The 21,244-nt window shown below is 59.7% G+C and carries 23 protein-coding genes and 2 tRNA genes; 15 read left to right on the forward strand and 10 right to left on the reverse strand.

Annotated elements, in window-relative coordinates; translation table 11 throughout:
- Positions 1 to 17: 17 nt before the first annotated feature.
- The 4 genes from BGI51_RS14980 (at position 18) to BGI51_RS14995 (ending at position 2,059) form a co-directional block, all read left to right on the forward strand.
- Complete coding sequence (locus BGI51_RS14980; RefSeq protein WP_187978830.1) at positions 18 to 491, forward strand: MFS transporter; 474 nt, start codon at positions 18 to 20, stop codon at positions 489 to 491.
- A 98-nt stretch (positions 492 to 589) separates the two neighbouring features.
- Complete coding sequence (locus BGI51_RS14985) at positions 590 to 1,363, forward strand: class II glutamine amidotransferase (RefSeq protein WP_158891991.1); 774 nt, start codon at positions 590 to 592, stop codon at positions 1,361 to 1,363.
- A gap of 18 nt (positions 1,364 to 1,381) precedes the next feature.
- On the forward strand, positions 1,382 to 1,894 hold the full coding sequence (locus tag BGI51_RS14990) for a DUF2937 family protein (protein WP_187978831.1): 513 nt from the start codon (positions 1,382 to 1,384) through the stop codon (positions 1,892 to 1,894).
- Between the two features lie 88 nt (positions 1,895 to 1,982).
- Positions 1,983 to 2,059 (forward strand) — tRNA-Val (locus tag BGI51_RS14995).
- A gap of 285 nt (positions 2,060 to 2,344) precedes the next feature.
- Here the strand turns inward: BGI51_RS14995 and BGI51_RS15000 are convergent.
- Positions 2,345 to 3,514 carry an MFS transporter gene (locus tag BGI51_RS15000; RefSeq protein WP_187978832.1) on the reverse strand — a complete coding sequence of 390 codons (1,170 nt, stop codon included), beginning with the start codon at positions 3,512 to 3,514 and terminating at the stop codon, positions 2,345 to 2,347.
- Positions 3,515 to 4,080: 566 nt separating this feature from the next.
- Entirely contained in the window at positions 4,081 to 4,788 is a 708-nt protein-coding gene (locus tag BGI51_RS15005) for a YfdX family protein (RefSeq protein ID WP_187978833.1), read from the reverse strand.
- A 404-nt stretch (positions 4,789 to 5,192) separates the two neighbouring features.
- On the opposite strand from BGI51_RS15005, the gene BGI51_RS15010 reads away from it, so the two are divergent.
- From BGI51_RS15010 to BGI51_RS15060, 11 genes are all read left to right on the forward strand, one after another.
- Entirely contained in the window at positions 5,193 to 5,474 is a 282-nt protein-coding gene (locus tag BGI51_RS15010) for a hypothetical protein (RefSeq protein ID WP_158891983.1), read from the forward strand.
- 206 nt (positions 5,475 to 5,680) lie between these two features.
- Positions 5,681 to 7,603, forward strand: coding sequence for a threonine--tRNA ligase (thrS, locus tag BGI51_RS15015; protein ID WP_187978834.1), 1,923 nt, complete (start codon positions 5,681 to 5,683; stop codon positions 7,601 to 7,603).
- A gap of 20 nt (positions 7,604 to 7,623) precedes the next feature.
- Positions 7,624 to 8,157, forward strand: coding sequence for a translation initiation factor IF-3 (infC, locus tag BGI51_RS15020; RefSeq protein WP_158891979.1), 534 nt, complete (start codon positions 7,624 to 7,626; stop codon positions 8,155 to 8,157).
- A gap of 61 nt (positions 8,158 to 8,218) precedes the next feature.
- Complete coding sequence (gene rpmI / locus BGI51_RS15025) at positions 8,219 to 8,413, forward strand: 50S ribosomal protein L35 (RefSeq protein ID WP_007159200.1); 195 nt, start codon at positions 8,219 to 8,221, stop codon at positions 8,411 to 8,413.
- Between the two features lie 30 nt (positions 8,414 to 8,443).
- Positions 8,444 to 8,800, forward strand: a complete 357-nt coding sequence (gene rplT / locus BGI51_RS15030) for a 50S ribosomal protein L20 (protein ID WP_007159199.1) — start codon at positions 8,444 to 8,446, stop codon at positions 8,798 to 8,800.
- 95 nt (positions 8,801 to 8,895) lie between these two features.
- Positions 8,896 to 9,897 carry a phenylalanine--tRNA ligase subunit alpha gene (gene pheS, locus BGI51_RS15035; protein WP_017638834.1) on the forward strand — a complete coding sequence of 334 codons (1,002 nt, stop codon included), beginning with the start codon at positions 8,896 to 8,898 and terminating at the stop codon, positions 9,895 to 9,897.
- A gap of 18 nt (positions 9,898 to 9,915) precedes the next feature.
- Complete coding sequence (gene pheT / locus BGI51_RS15040) at positions 9,916 to 12,294, forward strand: phenylalanine--tRNA ligase subunit beta (RefSeq protein ID WP_187978835.1); 2,379 nt, start codon at positions 9,916 to 9,918, stop codon at positions 12,292 to 12,294.
- A gap of 3 nt (positions 12,295 to 12,297) precedes the next feature.
- Positions 12,298 to 12,600 (forward strand): integration host factor subunit alpha, encoded by a 303-nt coding sequence (gene ihfA, locus BGI51_RS15045; RefSeq protein ID WP_007159196.1) that lies wholly within the window; start codon positions 12,298 to 12,300, stop codon positions 12,598 to 12,600.
- Positions 12,581 to 12,940, forward strand: a complete 360-nt coding sequence (locus BGI51_RS15050) for a MerR family transcriptional regulator (RefSeq protein WP_007159195.1) — start codon at positions 12,581 to 12,583, stop codon at positions 12,938 to 12,940. The genes ihfA and BGI51_RS15050 overlap by 20 nt, the downstream gene beginning before the upstream one ends.
- 65 nt (positions 12,941 to 13,005) lie before the next feature.
- Positions 13,006 to 13,082, forward strand: a tRNA-Pro gene (locus BGI51_RS15055).
- 106 nt (positions 13,083 to 13,188) lie between these two features.
- Complete coding sequence (locus BGI51_RS15060; protein WP_187978836.1) at positions 13,189 to 13,326, forward strand: hypothetical protein; 138 nt, start codon at positions 13,189 to 13,191, stop codon at positions 13,324 to 13,326.
- A gap of 168 nt (positions 13,327 to 13,494) precedes the next feature.
- Here the strand turns inward: BGI51_RS15060 and BGI51_RS23525 are convergent, their stop codons facing one another.
- From BGI51_RS23525 to BGI51_RS15085, 8 genes are all read right to left on the reverse strand, one after another.
- On the reverse strand, positions 13,495 to 14,445 hold the full coding sequence (locus BGI51_RS23525) for a hypothetical protein (protein WP_252977085.1): 951 nt from the start codon (positions 14,443 to 14,445) through the stop codon (positions 13,495 to 13,497).
- An 8-nt stretch (positions 14,446 to 14,453) separates the two neighbouring features.
- Positions 14,454 to 16,508, reverse strand: a complete 2,055-nt coding sequence (locus tag BGI51_RS15065; RefSeq protein WP_252977086.1) for a DEAD/DEAH box helicase family protein — start codon at positions 16,506 to 16,508, stop codon at positions 14,454 to 14,456.
- Between the two features lie 112 nt (positions 16,509 to 16,620).
- Entirely contained in the window at positions 16,621 to 16,929 is a 309-nt protein-coding gene (locus BGI51_RS23530; protein ID WP_252977087.1) for a hypothetical protein, read from the reverse strand.
- Positions 16,926 to 17,678 (reverse strand): type II toxin-antitoxin system antitoxin DNA ADP-ribosyl glycohydrolase DarG, encoded by a 753-nt coding sequence (gene darG, locus BGI51_RS15070; protein ID WP_252977088.1) that lies wholly within the window; start codon positions 17,676 to 17,678, stop codon positions 16,926 to 16,928. Before darG ends, BGI51_RS23530 begins: the two co-directional genes overlap by 4 nt.
- A 14-nt stretch (positions 17,679 to 17,692) precedes the next feature.
- On the reverse strand, positions 17,693 to 18,013 hold the full coding sequence (locus BGI51_RS24085) for a DUF4433 domain-containing protein (protein WP_437179452.1): 321 nt from the start codon (positions 18,011 to 18,013) through the stop codon (positions 17,693 to 17,695).
- A complete protein-coding gene (locus tag BGI51_RS15075; RefSeq protein ID WP_252977089.1) occupies positions 17,905 to 18,327 on the reverse strand; it encodes a DUF4433 domain-containing protein in 423 nt (140 codons plus the stop codon). Before BGI51_RS15075 ends, BGI51_RS24085 begins: the two co-directional genes overlap by 109 nt.
- A 1-nt stretch (position 18,328) precedes the next feature.
- Positions 18,329 to 20,353: a site-specific DNA-methyltransferase gene (locus tag BGI51_RS15080; RefSeq protein ID WP_252977090.1), complete on the reverse strand. Its 2,025-nt coding sequence runs from the start codon at positions 20,351 to 20,353 to the stop codon at positions 18,329 to 18,331.
- 134 nt (positions 20,354 to 20,487) lie between these two features.
- Entirely contained in the window at positions 20,488 to 21,243 is a 756-nt protein-coding gene (locus tag BGI51_RS15085; protein WP_187978837.1) for a DUF4391 domain-containing protein, read from the reverse strand.
- Between the last annotated feature and the right edge of the window lies 1 nt (position 21,244).

A 21,244-nucleotide genomic window follows, 5' to 3' on the forward strand; every position in this document is an offset into this window, starting at 1 on the left:
TATCGCCATGGATCGCAATGACCGAGCAAGAGTACCTGATCGCCTGGGCCGTCTACGCCATCGCCGCGCTGCTGCTGTTGGTGGTGTCTTTCAAGGCCACCGGCTGGCTCTGGCGCTGGCTGCGCGAACCCATCCGGCTGGTGGTGGCCGTGCTGCTGGTGACGCCGGCCCTGGTGGATGCCGAGCATGGCCTCTACGCCCCGGCGATCGCCGTGACGGTGCTGGATCTGGTGTTCAAGGTGGGCAACAGCGCCTGGTCGGCCGTGGCCAACCTGGCGGCCGCCGGCACCATTGGCATAGTGCTCTATCTGATCTTCGTCCTCTGTCGCTGGCTGTACCGGCGCTCCCATCCGCGTCCGGCGCCGGTCGCCGCAGCGGCGCCGACGGATGATCCGCAACCGGAATCGCCGGTGGCCCCGCGGGCCCCGGCAGCCCCGGTCGAGCGCCGCGAACCCCGGGGACGTGGCGAGCGCGTCGAACCCCGCCTGTAATCCAGGCTTGCGCCCGGGACGTGACCCCTTCAGCATGCTGGCGAAGGGCAGCGGCTGCAGCCGCCGTTGAACCAGGCAGCCACCCCGGAGGGACGGACATGTGCGAATTGCTGGGCATGAGTGCCAACGTGCCCACGGATCTGGTCTTCAGTCTCCAGGGCCTCATGCAGCGCGGCGGCCGCACCGGTCCGCATCGGGATGGCTGGGGCGTGGCCTTCTACGAGGGCAGGGGACTGCACCTGTTCAAGGATGCCCTGCCAGGCGCCGATTCCGAGGTGGCCAAGCTGGTCCAGGGCTACCCGATCAAGAGCCATACGGTAATCGGCCATATCCGTCACGCCAACGTCGGGTCGGTCAATCTGGCCAACACCCATCCCTTCGTGCGGGAACTGGGTGGACGCTACTGGAGCTTTGCCCATAACGGCCAGCTGCAGGATTTCCATCCCGAGCCGCGCTTCTACCGGCCGGTGGGCGATACCGACAGCGAGACGGCCTTTTGCAGCCTGCTGGATCAGGTCCGCGAGCGCTTTCCCGAACCCGTCCCGGTGGAGATGCTGTTGCCGCAGCTGGTGAATGCCTGCGATGGCTTTCGCAAGAAGGGCGTCTTCAACTGCCTGCTCAGCGACGGCGACTGGCTGTTCAGCTTCTGCACCACCAAGCTGGCCCATATCACCCGCCGCGCCCCCTTCGGTCCGGCCCAGTTGCGCGATGCGGAAGTCCACATCGACTTCAAGGCCGAGACCTCGCCCAACGACGTCGTCACCATCATCGCCACCGAGCCGTTGACCTCCGACGAGGTCTGGACCCTGCACCAGCCAGGGGAATGGCATCTCTGGTGGGATGGCGAGATCGTCTCCCAGGGCCGCGTCTAGACAGGAAGCCACACCACGATGCTGCGCAGTTATATTCGTCTGCTGTTGTTTACCCTGGCCTTGCTGGTAGGGGTACAGATTCCCGGCTTCATGCTCGACTACGAGCAGCGCGTGGATGCCCATCGCCTGGAGTCCGATCAGGCCCTGAGCGGTTTCAGACGGACCGCGCAGCAGTACTTCGAGGGCAGTCTCGAGGGTCTGTTGGCGCATTACCAGGCCAGTGACGATCCGGTCTTTCGCAGCGATGCCGACAGTCTCGGCATACTGATACGTCGTAATGCGCTGTTCAACGAAGAGTGGCAGGCGCTGCAGGGGCCCTGGTACCAGCGGGCCTGGCACATCCTGGTGTCGCCCAACAGCGAACTGCGCGACGAGACCCTGCAGCAGTATCGCTATCAGGTGGTGCTTACCCCCGAAGCCATCGGCTGGGGAATAGGGCTGGGATTGGCTTTGGCGGTGACGGTGGAAACCCTCGCGCTCTGGCTTTCTATCCTGCTCTATCCGCGGCGTCCCGCCCGGCGGGTGTCCTAGCCTTCAAAAAAATTTCACGTTTTCAGGCGTTTAGCTGAAAAAAGGGCTTGACGCTAAAGTCCCGCGCTGTAGAATGCGCACCCACAGCAGGCACGTAGCTCAGTTGGTTAGAGCACCACCTTGACATGGTGGGGGTCGTTGGTTCGAATCCAATCGTGCCTACCAAACAAAACCCGCACTGCTGGCGGGTAAGAAAAAAGGCGATCCGAAAGGGTCGCCTTTTTTCGTTTGGGGTGGATTAGCAAAGTGGTCAGGACTTCAGATCCGTCCTGGCGATTTGGGCTGATGATTAATAGCGCGGCACCGCCATTCCACCGTCGCAGCTGCCCTTGAGTAGCCACTAGGCCCTCTCGGCAAGCCGCTGGCGCTGCTGCTCGGCATGCTTCATGACCTGAGTCATTCCAACGGCGTGCTGCTGGCCAGGGTCTTTGCCCCCAAGAAGGCGAGGCGCTAGGCGTCTCGCTGCCGGGCAGTCATCGGCCATGTGAGCGCCACGAATGCCATCCCGCCACCAACCAGCAGCAGCGCGGCACTCAGGCTCCAATGCTGCGCTACGAAGCCGATGGCGGCCGGGCCAAAGAGAATGCCGGCGTAGCCGATTGTGGTGATCGCTGCAATGGCGTGGCTTGCGGGCATCCGGGTCTGCCTTCCGGCGGCACTGAAGAGCACGGGGACGATGTTGGACGCCCCGAGGCCAACCAGCAGAAAGCCTGCGAAGGCAAGGGGCTGGGTAGGTGCCAAGACCGCCATCAGGAAGCCTGCCGCGGCGAGTAGACCGCCGCCTACGACCACTTTCAGGCCGCCCAGCGTCTTCACGATCCAGTCGCCGGTCAGGCGGCCGATGGTCATCGCCAGTGCGAATACCGTGTAACCGAAGCCGGCCTGCGCCGGCTCTACACCATGCGCATCGATCAGGAACAGGGCGCTCCAGTCCAGGATCGCGCCTTCGCCGAGAAAGATCAGAAAACAGAGCAGGCCGATGAAGGCGACGATCCCGCGCGGCAACGTGAACAGCGGAGTATGCCCGGCGTCATGATTGCCGTAGGGCAGCAGACCCTTGATTGAGGCCGCGAGTAGAAGGATCAACAACGCGCTGAACACCAGGGTCGCAACCAGCGGTTGGATTCCAGCCCCCAGCAGAACGCTCATGCCGCCGGCGCCGACGATCCCGCCGACACTGAACAGGCCGTGGAAGCCGGACATCATGTTGCGCCCGCTGTCCTTCTCGACCATCACGGCCTGGATGTTGATTGCGACATCCAGAGCGCCAACGCTGGCCCCGAACAGGGCCAGGGCTATGGCCATGCCGAGAAGCGAATCGGCGACCGCAAGCAGCGGCAGCACCAGCGCCAGTGCCACCGAGCTGGTCGCGATCACCGCACGGCATCCGAAGCGGCTGGCGAGGATGCCGACGATGGGCATCGCGACAATGGATCCCAGGCCCAGGCAAAGCAGCAGGAGGCCAAGCGTCGAATCATCGGCGCCGATCCTCGCCTTGGCGACGGGCACCAGGGGTGCCCACGCGGCCATGGCCGAACCCGCAATGAGGAAGCCGGCGCGGGTCGCCCATTGCTCGATCGCTCCCGAAGGCTGTTGGGCGGCGAGTTGCACATGTTGCATTGGTGAGGCTCCGAAATAAGACGGCAGTAGGGGTAATCACACCTCATACCAGTGTTAGCTGATCATGCATGATTAAGCAAGATTACGCACAATCGTGCATTTCAGGACGATATGCGCAGAGCTGGATGACCATGTTTGATCCGAGCGTTGGCAGCCGCCTGGCGGGGAGGTATCGGCGGGGCCTGGTAGCTCTGCCTGCGGGGAGGTGAAGGCCTGTACGAACTTGTGGGCGAAGTGGAGCTGCAACGCGCCAACAGGCCTGGGTGTCATCTGCACACCGACTGCCTTTCCTGCAGCGGCAGCCCCTGTCTGGCGCCTTGAAGTTTTAGGTGCCGGCGGCTGTGGACAGCTGTCGCCAAGGCTTATGCGGGGAGGGGTATGGGTTTGGGGCAGCTGGACCTGGCAAAACGAAATTCCCATCGGTGGCGGGTAATAGAAAGGGCGATCCGAGAGATCGCCCTTTTCGTGTTTGCCTGTGCTGTACGCCGTGATCGAGGCGGACTTGCCGGGCATGGAGTCGTTTAACCGGGCGACCTTGCGATCGCCCTGTTGTGCGTCCCAAGCCATCAACTGCTCGGGGTGACGGTCTCGGTGAAGGAGCCTGCCGGCTGCAGCCCGTGCTTGTTCGCCGTGAAGTCCAGGGCCGTCGAGGCATAGCGCACGCCATCCTGAACCTGCTTGAGCGTCAGGTTGGCCTCATAGAACTTGTCGCTGGCCAGTTGCTTGGCCGCCTGGTCGACGTCCGTCATGGTCTGCTTGAGCGGTGCCAGGGCAATGGCCGTATCGATATCCACATCGGCCAGGCGCAGGGTTTCCGCAGCACCCTTGGCGTCGCCATGTTTGAGTTTGTTATTGGCATCGGCCACTGCCTTAACTTTCTGCGGGCTGGCCATATAACTGTCCTGCACCACGGTATCGCCCCAGATAGGTAACCAGGAGGTTACGGTGGTACTGGTATCGGCCTTGCCGTGATTATCCTTGACCTGTAATTCACTCGCGGCTTTTTTCAGCGCGGTATTATCCGACTGCGCCAGTTTGAGTGCCTGCTGGGCGTCCTTGACATGGGACACCGCTTGCTTAGTTTGCCCCTGGAAGAGCTCCAGGCGTGCCGCGGAGATGTCGGTGAAGGCCCGTTGCCCCTGGGTGGACAGGGCCTGGAAGCTGCCCAGTTCGTTTGCCGAGGGGGCTTGGTTCGCGGCGATGGCCGCAGACGAGCAGGCGGCTACGATGGCGACGACCAGCATGCTCTTTGCCAGTTTATTCTTGACGTTCATTTGCTGCCTCCAGCGGATATGCAATTGAAGTAAGGCTATCGCTCAGGTACCAGAACCAGGTTCTGCAGTGCCTGGAATCGATACTCCGCCGTATCGCTTAACACTGGATTAATAAAAGCGGAGCTTTCTTGAATAGCTGCTGAACGAGTTCGCTTGGCTAATCTGGGTGATCTTGCTGCGCATTAATCAAGGTGAGTATTTGATCGAGTCCGGCATAATTTTGTTTTGCGCGGTAAAACTTTTCGGAAGTCCACGTCGGTCTTCCGTGGATCATTCGAATAGGGGTGTGACCGCTTGCCTCGGTCGTGAGGCCCCGGGTTTTCACGTAGACTGACGGATGATTTTTCTTGGGCTTCGTTGCTTCGCCAGGCGCGAGCAGGGCCCGTTACCGCGAGGAGCAAGTCATGACGCAGGGTGGTGAAGGCCGGCAGATCGGCAAGGGTGGTTGCCTGGGATTGATCCTGCTGTCGATCCTGTTCGCGGTCGTGGTCTTCGGCTCCATCATCTACGTCTATCGCCACAATGCGACGCCGGTCAGCCGCGCCAACGAGCAGCAGGCCATCGACCAGTGCCTGGCGCGGGCCAACGCCGCGGACACCTCGCCGGCCGATCGCCAGGCGCTGATGGAAAACTGCCAGGAAATGCAGAAGCAGTTCCTCAAGAAGTACCCCGATGCGGCGCGCTAGGTAGATGACAGTCCCTTGCGAGGTTGCGCTAGGTCTCAGTTTCTGAAAGGATTTCCGTCCCAAACTTTCCAGTGATCCTTTCGCGTCGCCCGGAATGCCTTGCGGCCCTGCCACTGTGCGGCGGGATTTCCAGCGGTGCGGCTGCTTACTGGCCAATCCCACCATGTGGCCCTTGGTATGGGTCACCACTGAGTTGAGGAGGCGCCATGCCTGTCATTACTCTCCCTGACGGTAGCCAACGTCCATTCGACAAGCCCGTCACCGTAGCCGAAGTCGCCCAGTCCATTGGTGCCGGTCTTGCCAAGGCCACCATCGCCGGTCGCGTCGACGGCCAGCTGCGCGATGCCAGCGATCTCATCGAGCAGGATGCCAACCTGCAGATCATCACCGCCAAGGACGAGGACGGTCTGGAGATCATCCGCCACTCCTGCGCCCACCTGGTGGGTCATGCGGTCAAGCAGCTGTTCCCGACCGCCAGGATGGTCATTGGTCCGGTGATCGATGAGGGCTTCTACTACGACATCGCCTTCGAGCGTCCCTTTACCCTCGATGACCTCTCGGCCATCGAGACGCGGATGCGCGAGCTGATCGACAAGGACTACGACGTCATCAAGAAGATGACGCCGCGCGCCGAGGTCATCGAGGTGTTCAAGGCCCGGGGTGAGGAGTACAAGCTGCGCCTGATCGACGACATGCCCGAGGAGCAGGCCATGGGCCTGTACTACCACGAGGAATACGTCGACATGTGCCGGGGCCCCCATGTGCCCAACACCCGTTTCCTCAAGGCGTTCAAGCTGACCAAGCTGTCCGGCGCCTACTGGCGTGGCGACGCCAAGAACGAACAGCTGCAGCGCATCTATGGCACCGCCTGGGCGGACAAGAAGCAGCTGGCGGCCTATATCCAGCGCATCGAGGAAGCCGAGAAGCGCGACCATCGTCGCATCGGCAAGCAGCTCGACCTCTTCCACCTGCAGGAAGAAGCGCCCGGCATGGTGTTCTGGCACGCCAATGGCTGGACCGTCTACCAGGTGCTCGAGCAGTACATGCGCAAGGTCCAGCGCGACCACGGCTACCAGGAGATCAAGACGCCCCAGGTGGTCGATCGCGTTCTGTGGGAGCGTTCGGGTCACTGGTCCAACTACGCCGAAGGCATGTTCACCACGGCCTCGGAAAGTCGTGACTTCGCGATCAAGCCGATGAACTGCCCCTGCCATGTGCAGGTGTTCAACCAGGGCCTGAAGTCCTACCGCGACCTGCCGCTGCGCCTGGCCGAATTCGGTGCCTGCCACCGCAATGAGCCGTCCGGTGCCTTGCACGGCATCATGCGCGTGCGCGGCTTCACCCAGGATGACGCCCACATCTTCTGCACGGAAGAGCAGGTCAAGCAGGAAGCCGACAACTTCATCAAGCTGACCCTGCAGGTCTATGCCGACTTCGGTTTCACCGACGTGATCATGAAGCTCTCCACCCGGCCGGCCAAACGCGTCGGTTCCGAAGAGCTGTGGGATCGCGCCGAGAAGGCCCTGGCCGATGCGCTGGATGCCTCGGGTCTGGACTGGGAATACCAGCCGGGCGAGGGCGCCTTCTACGGGCCGAAGATCGAATTCACCCTCAAGGACTGCCTGGGTCGTCAATGGCAGTGTGGTACCCTGCAATACGATCCGAACCTCCCGGAGCGTCTCGATGCCAGCTACATCTCCGAGGACAACAGCCGTCAGCGTCCAGTGATGCTGCACCGCGCCATCCTCGGTTCCTTCGAGCGTTTCATCGGCATGCTCATCGAGCACTATGCCGGTCTGTTCCCGGCGTGGCTCGCTCCGACCCAGGCGGTGGTGCTCAATATCACCGACAAGCAGGCCGATTTTGCCCAGCAGGTCGTCGGCGAATTGAACGCTGAGGGCTTCCGAGCCAAAGCCGACTTGAGAAACGAGAAGATCGGCTTTAAAATCCGTGAGCATACTTTGCTCAAGGTTCCCTATCTCCTGGTTATTGGAGACCGGGAGGTTGAGACACGATCCGTTGCCGTGCGTACCCGTGAAGGCGTTGACCTAGGCTCCATGCCCGTCGAGCGTTTCCGCGAGCTGCTCACGCAAGCGGTTTCCCGGCGTGGCCGGCAAGATTCGGAGTAATCACTATCAAGCAGCGTGACATGAGACAAGACAAGCGAGCCGCACCCCGGGCACCGATCAACGAAAATATCACCGCCCGGGAAGTTCGCCTTATTGGCGCCGATGGTCAGCAAGTAGGCATCGTCTCCATCCAGGAGGCCCTGCAGGCTGCTGAAGACGCCAAGCTGGATCTGGTGGAAATCACCGCCGACGCCCTACCTCCGGTCTGCCGGATCATGGACTACGGCAAGCACGTCTTCGAGAAGAAGAAGCAAGTCGCGGCGGCGAAGAAGAACCAGAAGCAGGCTCAGGTCAAAGAAATCAAGTTTCGTCCAGGGACGGAAGAAGGGGATTACCAGGTAAAACTACGCAACCTGGTACGTTTCCTAACCGAGGGGGACAAGGCCAAGGTCTCGTTGAGATTCCGCGGCCGGGAGATGGCCCACCAGGAGCTGGGCATGGAGCTGTTGAAGCGGGTCGAAGCTGACCTCGTCGAACACGGCGCCGTTGAGCAGCATCCTAAGATGGAAGGACGCCAACTCATCATGGTCATCGCCCCCAAGAAGAAAAAGTAACTACCAGGGCACTGGCAGGCCTTGCTGTTATGCGTAATCACTCAATGCGGAGTATCCGAACATGCCAAAGATGAAAACCAAAAGCGGCGCTGCGAAGCGCTTCGTGAAAACTGCTGGTGGCATCAAGCACAAGCACGCTTTCAAGAGCCACATTCTGACCAAGATGACCACCAAGCGTAAGCGTCAGCTGCGCGGTACGTCGCTGATGCATGCATCCGACGTCCAAAAGGTCGAGCGCATGCTGCGCCTTCGTTAATCCTGGTTAAGAATTTAAAGGAAGTTACTCATGGCTCGTGTTAAGCGTGGCGTTATCGCTCGTCGCCGTCACAAGAAAATCCTGAAGCTCGCAAAAGGCTACTACGGTGCCCGTTCGCGCGTCTTCCGCGTCGCTAAGCAAGCGGTAATCAAGGCAGGCCAATACGCCTACCGCGACCGCCGTCAGAAGAAGCGTCAGTTCCGCGCTCTGTGGATCGCTCGTATCAACGCTGGTGCTCGTATCAACGGTCTGTCCTACAGCCGTCTGATCGCCGGCCTGAAAAAAGCGGCCATCGAGATCGACCGTAAGGTACTGGCCGATCTGGCCGTGAACGAAAAAGCGGCGTTTGCTGCGATTGTCGAGAAAGCTAAAGCTTCGCTGGCTTAAGCCCCCGGCAATCTCGCGTCTCTGGCGCGAAGCAACGTTATCAATAGGGGAAGAGCCTCATAGCTCTTCCCCTATTTTGTATCTGGAGTCCCTAGATGGAAAACCTGGATGCGCTGGTCTCCCAAGCACTGGAGGCCGTGCGGCACACCGAAGACACCAATGCCCTGGAACAGCTCCGGGTCAATTACCTGGGCAAGAAGGGTGAGCTGACCCAGATCATGAAGACCCTGGGCCACCTCACCGCGGAGGAGCGTCCCCAGGCTGGCGCGCTGATCAACGCCGCCAAGGAACGTGTCCAGGACGCAATCAACAGCCGCAAGGCGACGCTGGAGCAGGCCGCCCTGGCCGCTCGCCTCGCCGCGGAACGCATCGACGTGACCTTGCCCGGGCGCGGCCAGGCCTCCGGTGGCCTGCATCCCGTCACCCGCACCCTGGAGCGTATCGAGCGCCTGTTCGCCAACATCGGCTATGGCGTCGCCACCGGTCCCGAGATCGAAGACGACTACCACAACTTCGAAGCGCTCAACATTCCCGGCCACCACCCGGCGCGGGCGATGCACGACACCTTCTATTTCAACGCCAACATGCTGCTGCGCACCCATACCTCGCCGGTGCAGATCCGCACCATGGAGAGCCAGCAGCCGCCGATCCGCATCATCTGCCCAGGTCGTGTCTATCGCTGCGACAGCGATCAGACCCACTCGCCGATGTTCCATCAGGTCGAAGGCCTGGTGATCGACGAGGAGGTCAGCTTCGCCGATCTCAAGAGCACCCTGGTGACCTTCCTGCGCGAATTCTTCGAGGAAGAGCTGGAAGTCCGCTTCCGTCCCTCCTACTTCCCCTTCACCGAGCCGTCGGCCGAGGTGGACATCCGCCGCCCGAGTCGCGATGGCGAACCGGCTTCGCGCTGGCTCGAGGTGCTGGGCTGCGGCATGGTCCATCCCAACGTCCTGCGCATGGCCGGCATCGATCCGGAGAAATACCAGGGCTTCGCCTTCGGCATGGGCGCCGAGCGCCTGGCCATGCTGCGCTATGGGGTCAACGACCTGCGCCTCTTCTTCGACAACGATCTGCGCTTCCTGGCGCAATTCCGCTAGCTGCCAGACGGGAGTCCTATGAAATTCAGTGAACAATGGCTGCGTAGCTGGGTGAACCCTGCGGCTACGCACGAGGATCTGGTTGCCCGGCTGTCCATGGCCGGCCTGGAAGTGGACGGCGTCGAAGCGGCGGCCGGGAGCTTCCAGGGCGTCATCGTCGGCGAGGTGGTTTCCGTCGAGCGTCATCCCGATGCCGACAAGCTCAATGTCTGCCAGGTCAGCAACGGCCAGGAGTCCTTCCAGGTGGTCTGCGGCGCACCCAATGTGCGCGCGGGCCTGAAGGTGCCTTTCGCCACCGTCGGCGCCACCCTGCCCGGTGACTTCACCATCAAGAAGGCCAAGCTGCGCGGCGTGGAATCCCACGGCATGCTCTGCTCAGCCAGCGAACTGCAGATCAGCGACGACAACAGCGGCCTGCTGGAGCTGCCGGCCGCTGCGCCGGTGGGCGAGAGCATTCGCAGCTACCTGCAGCTGGACGACGCCATCATCGACGTCGACCTGACCCCGAACCGCGGCGACTGCCTGTCCATCGCCGGTCTGGCGCGGGAAGTGGGTGCCCTGTACAACGCCCAAGTCGAGCCCCTGCAGGTCGAGGCCGTAGCGGCTACGCACGAGGAAACCCGTCCGGTCGAGGTGCTGGCGCCCCAGGCCTGCCCGCGCTACCTGGGTCGTGTAGTCAAGAACGTCGACTTGTCCCGTCCCACGCCGGACTGGATGGTCGAGCGCCTGCGCCGCAGTGGCGTGCGCAGCATCGACGCCGCCGTCGACGTCACCAACTACGTGATGCTCGAACTGGGTCAGCCCATGCATGCCTTCGATCTTGACCAGATCAAGGGCGGCATCCGCGTGCGCCTGGCCGATGCCGGCGAGCGCCTGGTGCTCCTGGATGGCCAGGACATCGAACTGCGCAACGACACCCTGGTGATCGCCGACCACGAACGCGCCCTGGCCATCGCCGGCGTCATGGGGGGCGAGCACAGCGGCGTTGCTGCCGGTACCCGTGACCTGTTCCTGGAGAGCGCCTTCTTCGACACCATCGCCGTGGCCGGCAAGGCCCGTTCCTATGGCCTGCACACCGATTCCTCCCACCGCTTCGAGCGGGGCGTGGACTTCGAGCTGGCACGCAAGGCCATGGAGCGCGCGACCCGCCTGCTACTGGACATCGTCGGCGGTGAACCGGGTCCGGTGATCGAGGCGGTGAATGCCGAGCACCTGCCGCAGGTCGAGCCGATCCTGCTGCGCGCCGAGCGCATCGAGCGCGTCCTGGGTCTGACCCTGGATGATGCCCAAGTCGAGCGTCTGCTCAGCGGCCTGGGTCTGGCCGTAGCCCGCCTGGAGGCCGGTCGCTGGCAGGTGGGCGTACCCAGCCACAGGTTCGACATCAGCATCGAAGTGGACCTCATCGAAGAACTGGCGCGCCTCTATGGCTACAACCAGCTGCCGATCCGCTTCCCCCAGGCGCGCCTGGCGCCGCAGCCCCTGCCCGAGAGCAAGGGCGAGCTGAGCCAGCTGCGTCGCCTGCTGGTGGCCCGTGGTTACCAGGAAGCCATCACCTACAGCTTCATCGACGAAAAGACCTTCCGTCTGTTCGCCCCTGAGGCCCAGCCGGTAATGCTCGCCAATCCCATCTCCACCGACATGGCCGCCATGCGCTCGTCGCTGTGGCCGGGTCTGGTCAAGGCCGTGCAGTACAACCTCAACCGTCAGCAGGACCGCGTCCGGCTGTTCGAGTCGGGTCTGAGATTCGTCGGTCAGCTGGACGGCCTGGTACAGGAAAACGTCCTGGCTGGCGCCGTCTGCGGTTCGCGTCTGCCGGAGAGCTGGTCGTCCGGGCGTGAGGCGGTGGACTTCTTCGACGTCAAGGCCGATGTCGAGGCGCTGCTGGCGCAGTCCGGTGCAGGTAATGACTTCCGCTTCGTCGCAGGCGAGCATCCGGCCTTGCACCCGGGGCAGACCGCGCTGATCGAAAGGGCAGGGCAGCCAGTCGGCTACCTGGGCGCCCTGCATCCGGAAGTGGCACGCGAGCTGGACGTGGATCGTCCGGTGTTCCTCTTCGAGCTGGTGCTGGATGCTCTGACCACTGGCAGCCTGCCGCGCTTTGGCGAGCTGTCGCGCTTCCCGGAAGTGCGTCGTGACCTGGCGCTGGTGGTGGACGAAACCGTAGCCGCGGGCGACCTCCTGGCCGACATCCGCGAAAACGCCGGAGAAGGCCTCAAGGAGCTGCGTCTGTTCGACGTCTACCAAGGCAAAGGTATTGATCCACATAGAAAAAGCGTCGCCATCGGCTTGACCTTGCAACATCCATCGCGCACATTAACCGATGAAGAAGTCAACGAAACGACGCAGAAAATCCTCGTTTCTCTGGAAAGAAGGTTCAACGCCACCTTAAGGAAATAGTGCATGGGGGCCCTGACGAAAGCTGAGATGGCCGAACGTCTGTTTGAAGAGCTCGGTCTGAACAAACGTGAAGCCAAGGAATTGGTCGAACTGTTCTTCGAAGAAATTCGTCATGCGCTCGAAAGCAACGAGCAGGTCAAGTTGTCCGGTTTCGGCAACTTCGACCTGCGCGACAAGCGCCAGCGCCCCGGACGCAATCCCAAGACAGGGGAGGAAATACCCATCACGGCTCGCCGTGTGGTGACCTTCCGCCCCGGGCAGAAACTCAAAGCCAGGGTCGAGGCCTATGCTGGAACCAAGTCATAACGACGAACTGCCGGTCATACCGGGCAAGCGCTACTTCACCATCGGTGAGGTGAGCGACCTTTGCCTGGTCAAGCCGCACGTGCTGCGCTACTGGGAGCAGGAATTTCCCCAGCTGAACCCGGTGAAGCGCCGCGGCAACCGGCGCTACTACCAGCGCCACGACGTGCTGATGATCCGCCAGATCCGCTCTCTGCTGTACAACGAAGGCTTCACCATCGGCGGGGCGCGCCAGCGCCTCACCCAGGGCGACGAGACCCGCGACGAGGGTTCGCAGTACCACCAGCTCATCCGCCAGATGATCAGCGAACTCGAAGAAGTCCTCGTCGTACTGAAGAAGTGAAAAAAAAGCTTCCACTAATCAAAGCGTTGCAGTAAGATGCACGCCGTTCCCTAGAGGAACACAGTCGGGGCGTAGCGCAGCCTGGTAGCGCACTTGCATGGGGTGCAAGGGGTCGAGTGTTCGAATCACTCCGTCCCGACCAAATATAGAAAACCCAGTCACTTAGCGGTGACTGGGTTTTTTTATGCCTGCTTGTTTTTGGCGGACTCTAGGGAGTAGGCGTTTTGGTTGCCCATTGAGATTGGCTTATGACGACCATCAGTGATTCCTCTACCCATTCAGCTCGCGACATCACCGTGCTGACCGTGCTGACCGTGCTGACCGTGCTGACCGTGCTGACTGCGCGGGCTATCAGCGGGGAGCCTGCTGAACAGCGGAGATCCTGACAAGGACGATACGGCTTTATCCCTTATGGGAAGATCTAACCTAGGAAGGCGATGTGGGTCATAGGGCGTCAAGCTGATGCGCTTGCGCGCACCTGCTTTTTATCTTCAAACGTCATCAGGTACTTAGCAGCAATTGATAGTACTGACTAAGTATTTGATCCAACTTATCTAACTCAGCGCGCCCGTAATCACGTCATCCAAACTACTGGCTCGACCGAAGCGGAAGCTGGCTTCATCCGTTGCAAGTAGTTTGAAATGAGCGGTACCGCAGTCGATCTTGGCTTGCTCAATAGGGCGAAGGTCATCATTGAACAAGCTGCTTTTGGTTTCCACCACAAAGTAGAGGCGTTCGGCACCGTCTTGCTCAACCAGTATTGCCCAGTCGGGGTTGTAGCTGCCTAGTGGCGTGGGGATGCGGAACCAGCCTGGCAGCTTGGCATACACCTTCACGGCGTCGTTGTTTTCGAGTGCTTGAGCGAAGTCGCGCTCGATGGCTGAGTCGTAGACCACGTGCTCGTAGACGGATTTTTCGGTGTTGAGCAGCATGTTTTTCAGGTAGCCGGTGAGCTCTTGCTGCTCGAATAGCTCCTGGGCATAGAAACTGTCTTCGCCCAGCTTCACGTACCTGATGCCGTCCACCAACGCCAGGCGCTTGCAGCGGTTGATGATTTCGCCCGCCAGCTCAATGAACTGCTGGGGGTTACGCTTGAAGTCATCTAGGCGCTTGCTCTCAGTGAGGATGCGCACAAGGGTGCGGCGAGTGAGCTGTGTGCGATCCTGCAGGTCGGTCAGAATGTCCGGCAGCTCGATATCGCTCTCGTCCAGGGTGACGGTGTAAGCACCTTTTTTCTCATTAGCTTCCACGCCCGACTTGCCGATGGCTAAATCCGCTTTGCGCCATTGCAGGCGAGGGCGGAACACTGCTGGTGCTTTCTGCAGATTGTCGATGCAGTCGGTGATCAGCTGTTCGTTGTTGAAGTCAACGCGATAGGTCGTCTGATGCTTGATTCGATCCCAAAGTGCTTTGAACTCTTCGCTGTGCAACACGGCTTGGCGAGTCGGGACGGCACGGCGCTCATCAGCGTTTTTGATCTCCAGGCGTCCGGAGACTTTCTTCAACAGCTCAACTATTTGTGAGCGCTGCGCCTCGAACTCGGGGGGAGTTGCAGCAGGCCATCTTTGAGTGCCTGCTTCAGTGAGTCCTGCACTTTGCCCTTGGCGTCCACGTACTGCTGAGCTTTCAAGAAATCCCAGAGTACTTTTGATTGCTCAAAGCCAAGCGGTTTTGACTCGCCATCTGCGCTGGTGATGGCAACAGCAGCGAACTGGTGCTCCTCGACGATGCCGAAGCGAATGCCCGTGTCTTCTTCAATCTCTTTCTGCAGATTTTCAGCGAAGGCTTCATAGCTCTCAGTGGCAATCACGGTGAGGGTGTTCACCTCGAACCCGCGCACCCTATCGCCGTTTTGGTTGACGCACAGGCGCAGGCCGCGGCCGATGGTCTGTCGGCGCTCACGCTCGGATTGAATGTCCCGCAGTGTGCAGAGCTGGAACACGTTGGGGTTGTCCCAGCCTTCCTTGAGTGCCGAGTGGGAAAAGATAAACTTCAGCGGTGTGCTGAAGCTGAGCAGCTTTTCCTTGTCCTTCATGATCAGGTTGTAGGCGCGCTCAGCGTTCTCTCGGTTGCCGGCGTTATTCTCAGCGGTGTCAGACCAGCCGCCCTTTTTGTCGATGGAGAAGTAGCCGTTATGCACCTCTTCAGCGCTGTGGTTGAAGTCGACCTCGCTGAACAGGCTTTGGTAGTCCGGGTGCTTGGCGAAACGTTTGTATTCTTCTTCGAAGATGGTCGCGTACACGCCTTTCACTGGATTGCCGTCAGCGTCGTACTGGCGATAACGCTCGACCGTATCGATGAAAAATAGCGACAGCACCTTGATGCCCATGGGGCGAAAGCGCTTTTCCTTGTCCAGGTGCTCCTTGATCGTGCGGCGGATCATTTCGCGCTGAATCGCCAACGGTTCCACGCCGCCATGGACCTCACCAATGCGCAGGTACTTCTCGCCACCTGGGTAGCGCAGCTCGACGAACTCCTCGCCTTTGGCGGTGTTGATTTCGCCGATGCGAAGGTCTTTATAGACGGCGCGCTTGGTTGCCTGCTCCAAATCGTCGCCGTCGTAAACCGTGACCTCTTGGGTGGATACGCCACCTGTGGCTGTGCCCAGATCCAGCTCGACCTTGGCTGAAATCGTGCCGCGCTTGTTGCTGACCGCTACCAGCCGCACAAACGGCTTATTGTGGGCATCCTCAATCGTTGCCGAGGCCACCTCGATTTGCTTGACCAAGCGGCGCTCATAGGCGTCCACCGCGTCCAGCCGGTAGACCATGTGGTGCTTGTCTACATGAGTTGCGGAATAGCGCAGGGTGCACAGCGGGTTCATCGCATCCAGGGCGGTCTTGCCGGCCCCTTTAAGGCCGCCATCGACGCTCTGCGGCTCGTCGACAATGAGGATCGGGCGAGTTGCCTTGATCAGGTCGATGGGCTTCTCGCCGCCGGTCTTCTCGCTGTCCTTGTAGAGGTTGTTGACGTCCTTCTTGTTGATCGCGCCTACGGTCACCACCATGATCTGGATGGTTGAACTGGTCGCAAAGTTGCGCACCTCGCCGAGCTTGTTCGAGTCGTACAGGAAGTAGTCGTAGGGCACGCCGGCATAAAGGCTTTTGAAGTGCTCCTCGGTGATCTGCAGGGACTTGTAGACGCCTTCCTTGATCGCAACCGACGGCACCACGATGACGAACTTGGTAAAGCCGTAGCGTTTATTCAGTTCAAAGATGCTGCGCAGGTACACGTAGGTTTTGCCCGTGCCGGTTTCCATTTCGACGGTAAAGTCGCCTGACGTGAGCAAGCCGGAAGGCGGGAGCCCGCCGCGCAGTTGGATGTCTCTAAGGTTCTTGTGCAGTTCATCATCAAGCAGGGTCAGGCGATTACCAACGCCCAGGTCGGATTCGGCAATGCCCAGGGCGAACTGCTGTGGCGCGTCGCTCGGGTCGCTTTCGGCCGGGGCAGGGGCCTTCATGGTGACCGTGAACTCGGTACGGCACGCTTCCTGGCCACGGAACAGATCGCATACCGCTTCGATAGCCTGTAGTTGATAGTCGAGATCCGGCTCGAAGTGCAGTTTCATGTTCAATCCATTTTCAAGCTCGCCTTCAGGCAAGGGTGAGAAATTCTGTCAGTTAGCTGCTCGACTCCCCATGCCGCGAGGCGGCAGGGGGAGTCAGATTCAGGGTGTCTTTTCAGGCGCTCAGGGCTATGGGCTCGATCCAGCCTTTGCTTGCCAGTACATCTACGGCGATACCGATCTGGCGTGGCGTGAATTGCTTCTTGCGAGCGTTCCAGGCGTAGGTGCGGGCGACTACCTCTTCGACGCTGGAAACTGGATCACCCTCTTTGACGATCCAGTGCACGGTCGCAAGCAGCTCCAAGCCGAAGGGCGTTTCAAAGCCTTCTACCAGCTCTCCGACGCGGTCGAATCGGGCGCGGGTTTCAGCATTCGCTTCCAGGAAGGCGTTAGCGTCATCGACTGCGCCAGGCACCAGCGTCAACGGCTTTTCTGGGGCATCTCCGCCGTCTGCATAACCCGCGACCAGATGACCTTCAATCGCGCGCAATACGTGCCGAAGATTCTCGGCGTACGGGCCGTAGGGGCTTGGACGTACTTGAGGCGCAGCGGCTCGCCCGCTGCCTGCATGAAGTACATCAGCTTGTGTACTTCCAGCAGGCTAATCGTTGGGTCAAGCAGGCCGCGAACATAGCGATTCATCAGCTCCACCAGTGCGGCGCGCCCAGCGGTCATGCTCGGCACTTCGCGACTGTGGTGCATGGTGTCTGCAGCGGGGGCGCCCTTGGGTTCGTAGACGCGCACGTGCACGTCCGGTAGATCGGCCATGGCTGCTTCGATACGCGGGCGCACCTCTGCCCAATCAAGCCCACCCAAACCGCTGCCCAACGGTGGGATGGCGACGGAGCGGATACCACGGCGGTGAATCTCGGCCACCAGGGCGCTGAGCCCTGCGTCTATGTCTTGCAGGCGACTCTTGCCACGCCAGTGGCGCTTGGTAGGGAAGTTAATGATGTAACGTGGCGACGTGAGCTGGTTGGTGTCGAACACGAACATCCGGCCAGGCTGCACCTCTTCACGCTTGCAGGCCGCCTCGTAAGCCTTGAAGTTCTCCGGCCACATATTCTTGAACTGCAAGGCAATGCCACGGCCCATTACACCGACACAGTTCACGGTGTTGATGATGGCTTCGGAGTCATCCCGCAGGATGTCGCCGCTGGTAAATTCGATCATGACAGGCTCTTCACTCAGTAATACCACTCAGGGCGCAGCTCGACCGCTGGTCTATGCCCCTGTGCAGGCAGTGCATTCGCTACCTGCGTATAAATTTGCCGCGACTGTACGCCGATACGCTTGACCAAGTGCCATGGAAAGCTCTGTTCAAGTAGGAACTCTGCTTGCTTAGGCTCTTTGCACTGGTGCCAGATCCGCGCTGCGACGGCATCCCAATCGATCTCGTTCAGTTGCGCCAGATCTGCACGATCCTCGAAGTAGTTCGAACCTGCATTGGACAATGTGAATGCCCAGCGTCTGGCTTGGGCATTAGCCCACTGTACGGTCGCATGCAGGTCAGCCTGCAAATGCACGATAGGCCCTTGGCCGCCGTTGTAGGCGAGGTCTTGATGGCCCGGCTGATCAGGAACAGCATCACCGAGCGTGGGCAGAAGTAGAACGGCACACATTCACCGACATGCAGGCCCGGATGGCTATCCAGCTCCAGTTGCAGGCGGCGCTGCTTGATATGGTTCATGCCAATGACAGTGCCTGGCAACGCCTGATTCAACAGTACCGCATCGGACAGCAAGCCAGCGCTGGCGATGATGGACGGCAAACGGTCCACATGGCAGATATGGTAAATCTTGGGTTGCGCTGGCACGGCCATTTTACAGGCTCCGCACGTTTTTGATGCCAGCCTGACTGAGGATTGCGGCCAGGTTGGTTTTGGCAATGTCGTCGGCAAAGGCACTGTCGCGAAAAACGCAGGTGCTGTCGCTGGCTGGGGCTTGCGCCTTGTGCCATGCAACAATGCCCTGAGCCAGGTCTTCCACTTGACCGCGGGTTATCTGCTCGGTCAGGCAGGCCAGCAGAACGCCACCGCCGATGCTGTGCACGGTTTTGCCGGCGATCTGCTGCTGCTCGATGGGGACGCACAGGTCCAGACCGAGCTTAAGCAGCAGCTCGTAGAGAATGTCAGATTCGCTCCGGCCTTCAATAAGGTGGTTTTCGTGAGCTAAAAGATCTGCCGCTAAGTCAGCTGGTGCGTGGTTCCATACGCGGATGTTACTAGTGTCAAGTTTAAAGACTCGAAAACCTGTATCACCAGAAAAACTAGGATTTTTTGCTTTAACTCTTTTTGCGGCTCTACGAAGACGCTCTTTGGTCAATTCGGAAATTGTGCGGGGTTTCCCCATTGCGTCGCAGTAGTCAGCCGCTGCTTTCTGATTTTTATTCTCAGAAGATAGCGGCTCAGGAAGTTGCACAACAACGTAGCGTCTATTGGCCATGTCCAGGGCATTCTGCGCCATAACTGCGTGCGCGGTTGTGCCCGATCCTGCAAAAAAATCTACTATTAAATCGCCTTCGCTGGTCATCATTCCGATGAGTTCCTGTAAGACTGTCTCATCCTTAGGAAAATCGAAACAGTCTTCTCCCATAAGTTCGCGAAGGCGCTTAGTCGCAGCCCGACCATCCTGATAGAAAACACTGTAAGGAGCTTGGTATTCTTGATCCTTAAGATAGGCCTTGAGGCAAGGGACTGATGTTTCGTCAACACCAAAATGGACTCTATTTTCGTCTATCCAGCCCTGCATTTTATCCGGGGAAGGTGTAATCCATCCTCGCGCGGGTACCTTGACTGGCTTTTGTGTGACTGGATGCAAAACCTCATACTTTGGACCGCCGCCACCTGGCCAGGAAATATCCGCCGCGAAATAAATCCCGCTTGTATCTATCTGGCAGTAGTGCTTGTGTGCTTTGGCCGGATGACCATCTGCAAGGTCCCGGTACCAGCTCTTAAGACCTGCTGTCATAGCAACAGTATCAGCGCCAAATTCACGCTTCAGCTTTTCGTACTGCGCATAAATGTCTTCAAGGCCTTTTTTGCGCTGTCGCCACTCAATTTTTTGTTCCGTTAGGAACGCTTTGTTGCGTGCATAACAGATTATGTACTCGTGAGAAATCGATATTAGCCGGGAGTCATTCTTGCGGCCGGCAGCCCAGACCATATCCGCTACAAAATTCTCTTCGCCAAAGATCTCATCCATCGCAACGCGCAGTCGGGCTTGCTCACCCTCATCGCAAGAGACGAAAATTGCACCGTCTTGTTGCAGTAGGTTTTGCGCTAGTTTAAGTCTAGGGTAAATCATATTTAGCCAGTCGGTATGGAATCGCCCGCTGGTCTCTGTGTTGCTGCTGTTTGAAATGCCGTCGGAGTTAACTTGGCCAGTAATCTCTTTGTAGTTGCGGATGCTGTCCTGGAAGTTATCCGGATATACGAAATCCTTGCCAGTGTTATAGGGCGGGTCAATATAGATCAGCTTAACCTTGCCCGCATAGCTCTTTTGCAGCAGTTTGAGTACTTCGAGGTTATCGCCCTCGATCATCAGGTTCTGTGTAGTGTCCCAATCCACACTTTCATCCGGGTAGGACAGTAGCGTACCGGTGCTGGGCGTGAGCGCCAGTTGGCGCGCTGCGCGCTTGCCGTGCCAGTTCAGGCCGTACTTTTCGTCGGCGTCCGTTACGGTGGCGTCGCCGACTAGCTGTTTGAGCACGTCCTGGTTGACGGCCACGCCATTGGGGCCTTCGGTGATCAGCTCAGGGAACAAGGCTTTGAGTTTGTCGATGTTCTCGGCCTTGAGGTCGGCGCTGTGCGCTTCCGGCGACTGTGCGTCGATTTTTTGCATGGTCATTCGCTATTTCCTTCACGATCTACCTGCACGTATGTGTTTGCAGGCGCGGTGTAATGCTGGCTGGCATGGTATTCCATTTCGACAGCCTTTTAATGCTTGGCGGCCAGGTTTTGCTGCTTGCTAGAAGCATCGGCCTAGAGTCTTGCTTGGGCTTCGCTGAGCGCTTGCTGTAGCTGCTTCAGTTGCAGGTTTAGCTCCACCTGACGGGCAATCTGCTGAGTCTTTTGCGCCTGGGCGCGCAATGTGGCGATCTGCCCTTGTAGCTCGATGCAGGCTTGCAGGGCTTGGCGTCGGGCAGAGGCATCGAGCAGGTTGTTGACGGCGCGAAAACTTCCCGTGTGCTGCGCTGCCTGCAGGGCAAGCAAGGTATCTACCCAGCCCTGATAAAAGACGCTCAGGTCACTACGCGGTTGACGCTCCAGACTGATCGCATCGAGAAAGGCTGTGGTGATCTGAGGGGCGGCTGGCAGCACCGTAGCGGTAGTGATTTCACCATCGAGCACGGTCTTGCTGGCTTCGTTCTGCGCCCAACGTTTATGGCTGAGGGAGAGCTGTACCGATTCCGGTGTGCTGACCATTAGCAAGATTGGGTGAGGGACGGCGCGGTGCAGCAGTTCAATGAGCCTGGCTGGTCGAGCTGACGGGCGCAGGGTGAGGCGCAGCACGGCGACTTCCACGTATTCACGTTGGGCGTCGCGGTAAGCGGGTATGCCGCAATTGCCGGGCTTTAGCGCGGCAACCCACTGGACCTCCTCAATGCCTTCATTGATCTGCTGGCGATCCGCTGCTGTCGGAGCCAGATTATCGATCAGCAGCTTTTTGGATACGCGCTGATTGACCCGTGCCTGCTCAGGTAGTTGCAGGGCTGCAATGATGTCCTCGGCAACCACG

The sequence above is a fragment of the Pseudomonas oryzihabitans genome (assembly GCF_014522265.1).
In the GTDB taxonomy this organism is placed as follows: domain Bacteria; phylum Pseudomonadota; class Gammaproteobacteria; order Pseudomonadales; family Pseudomonadaceae; genus Chryseomonas; species Chryseomonas aestiva.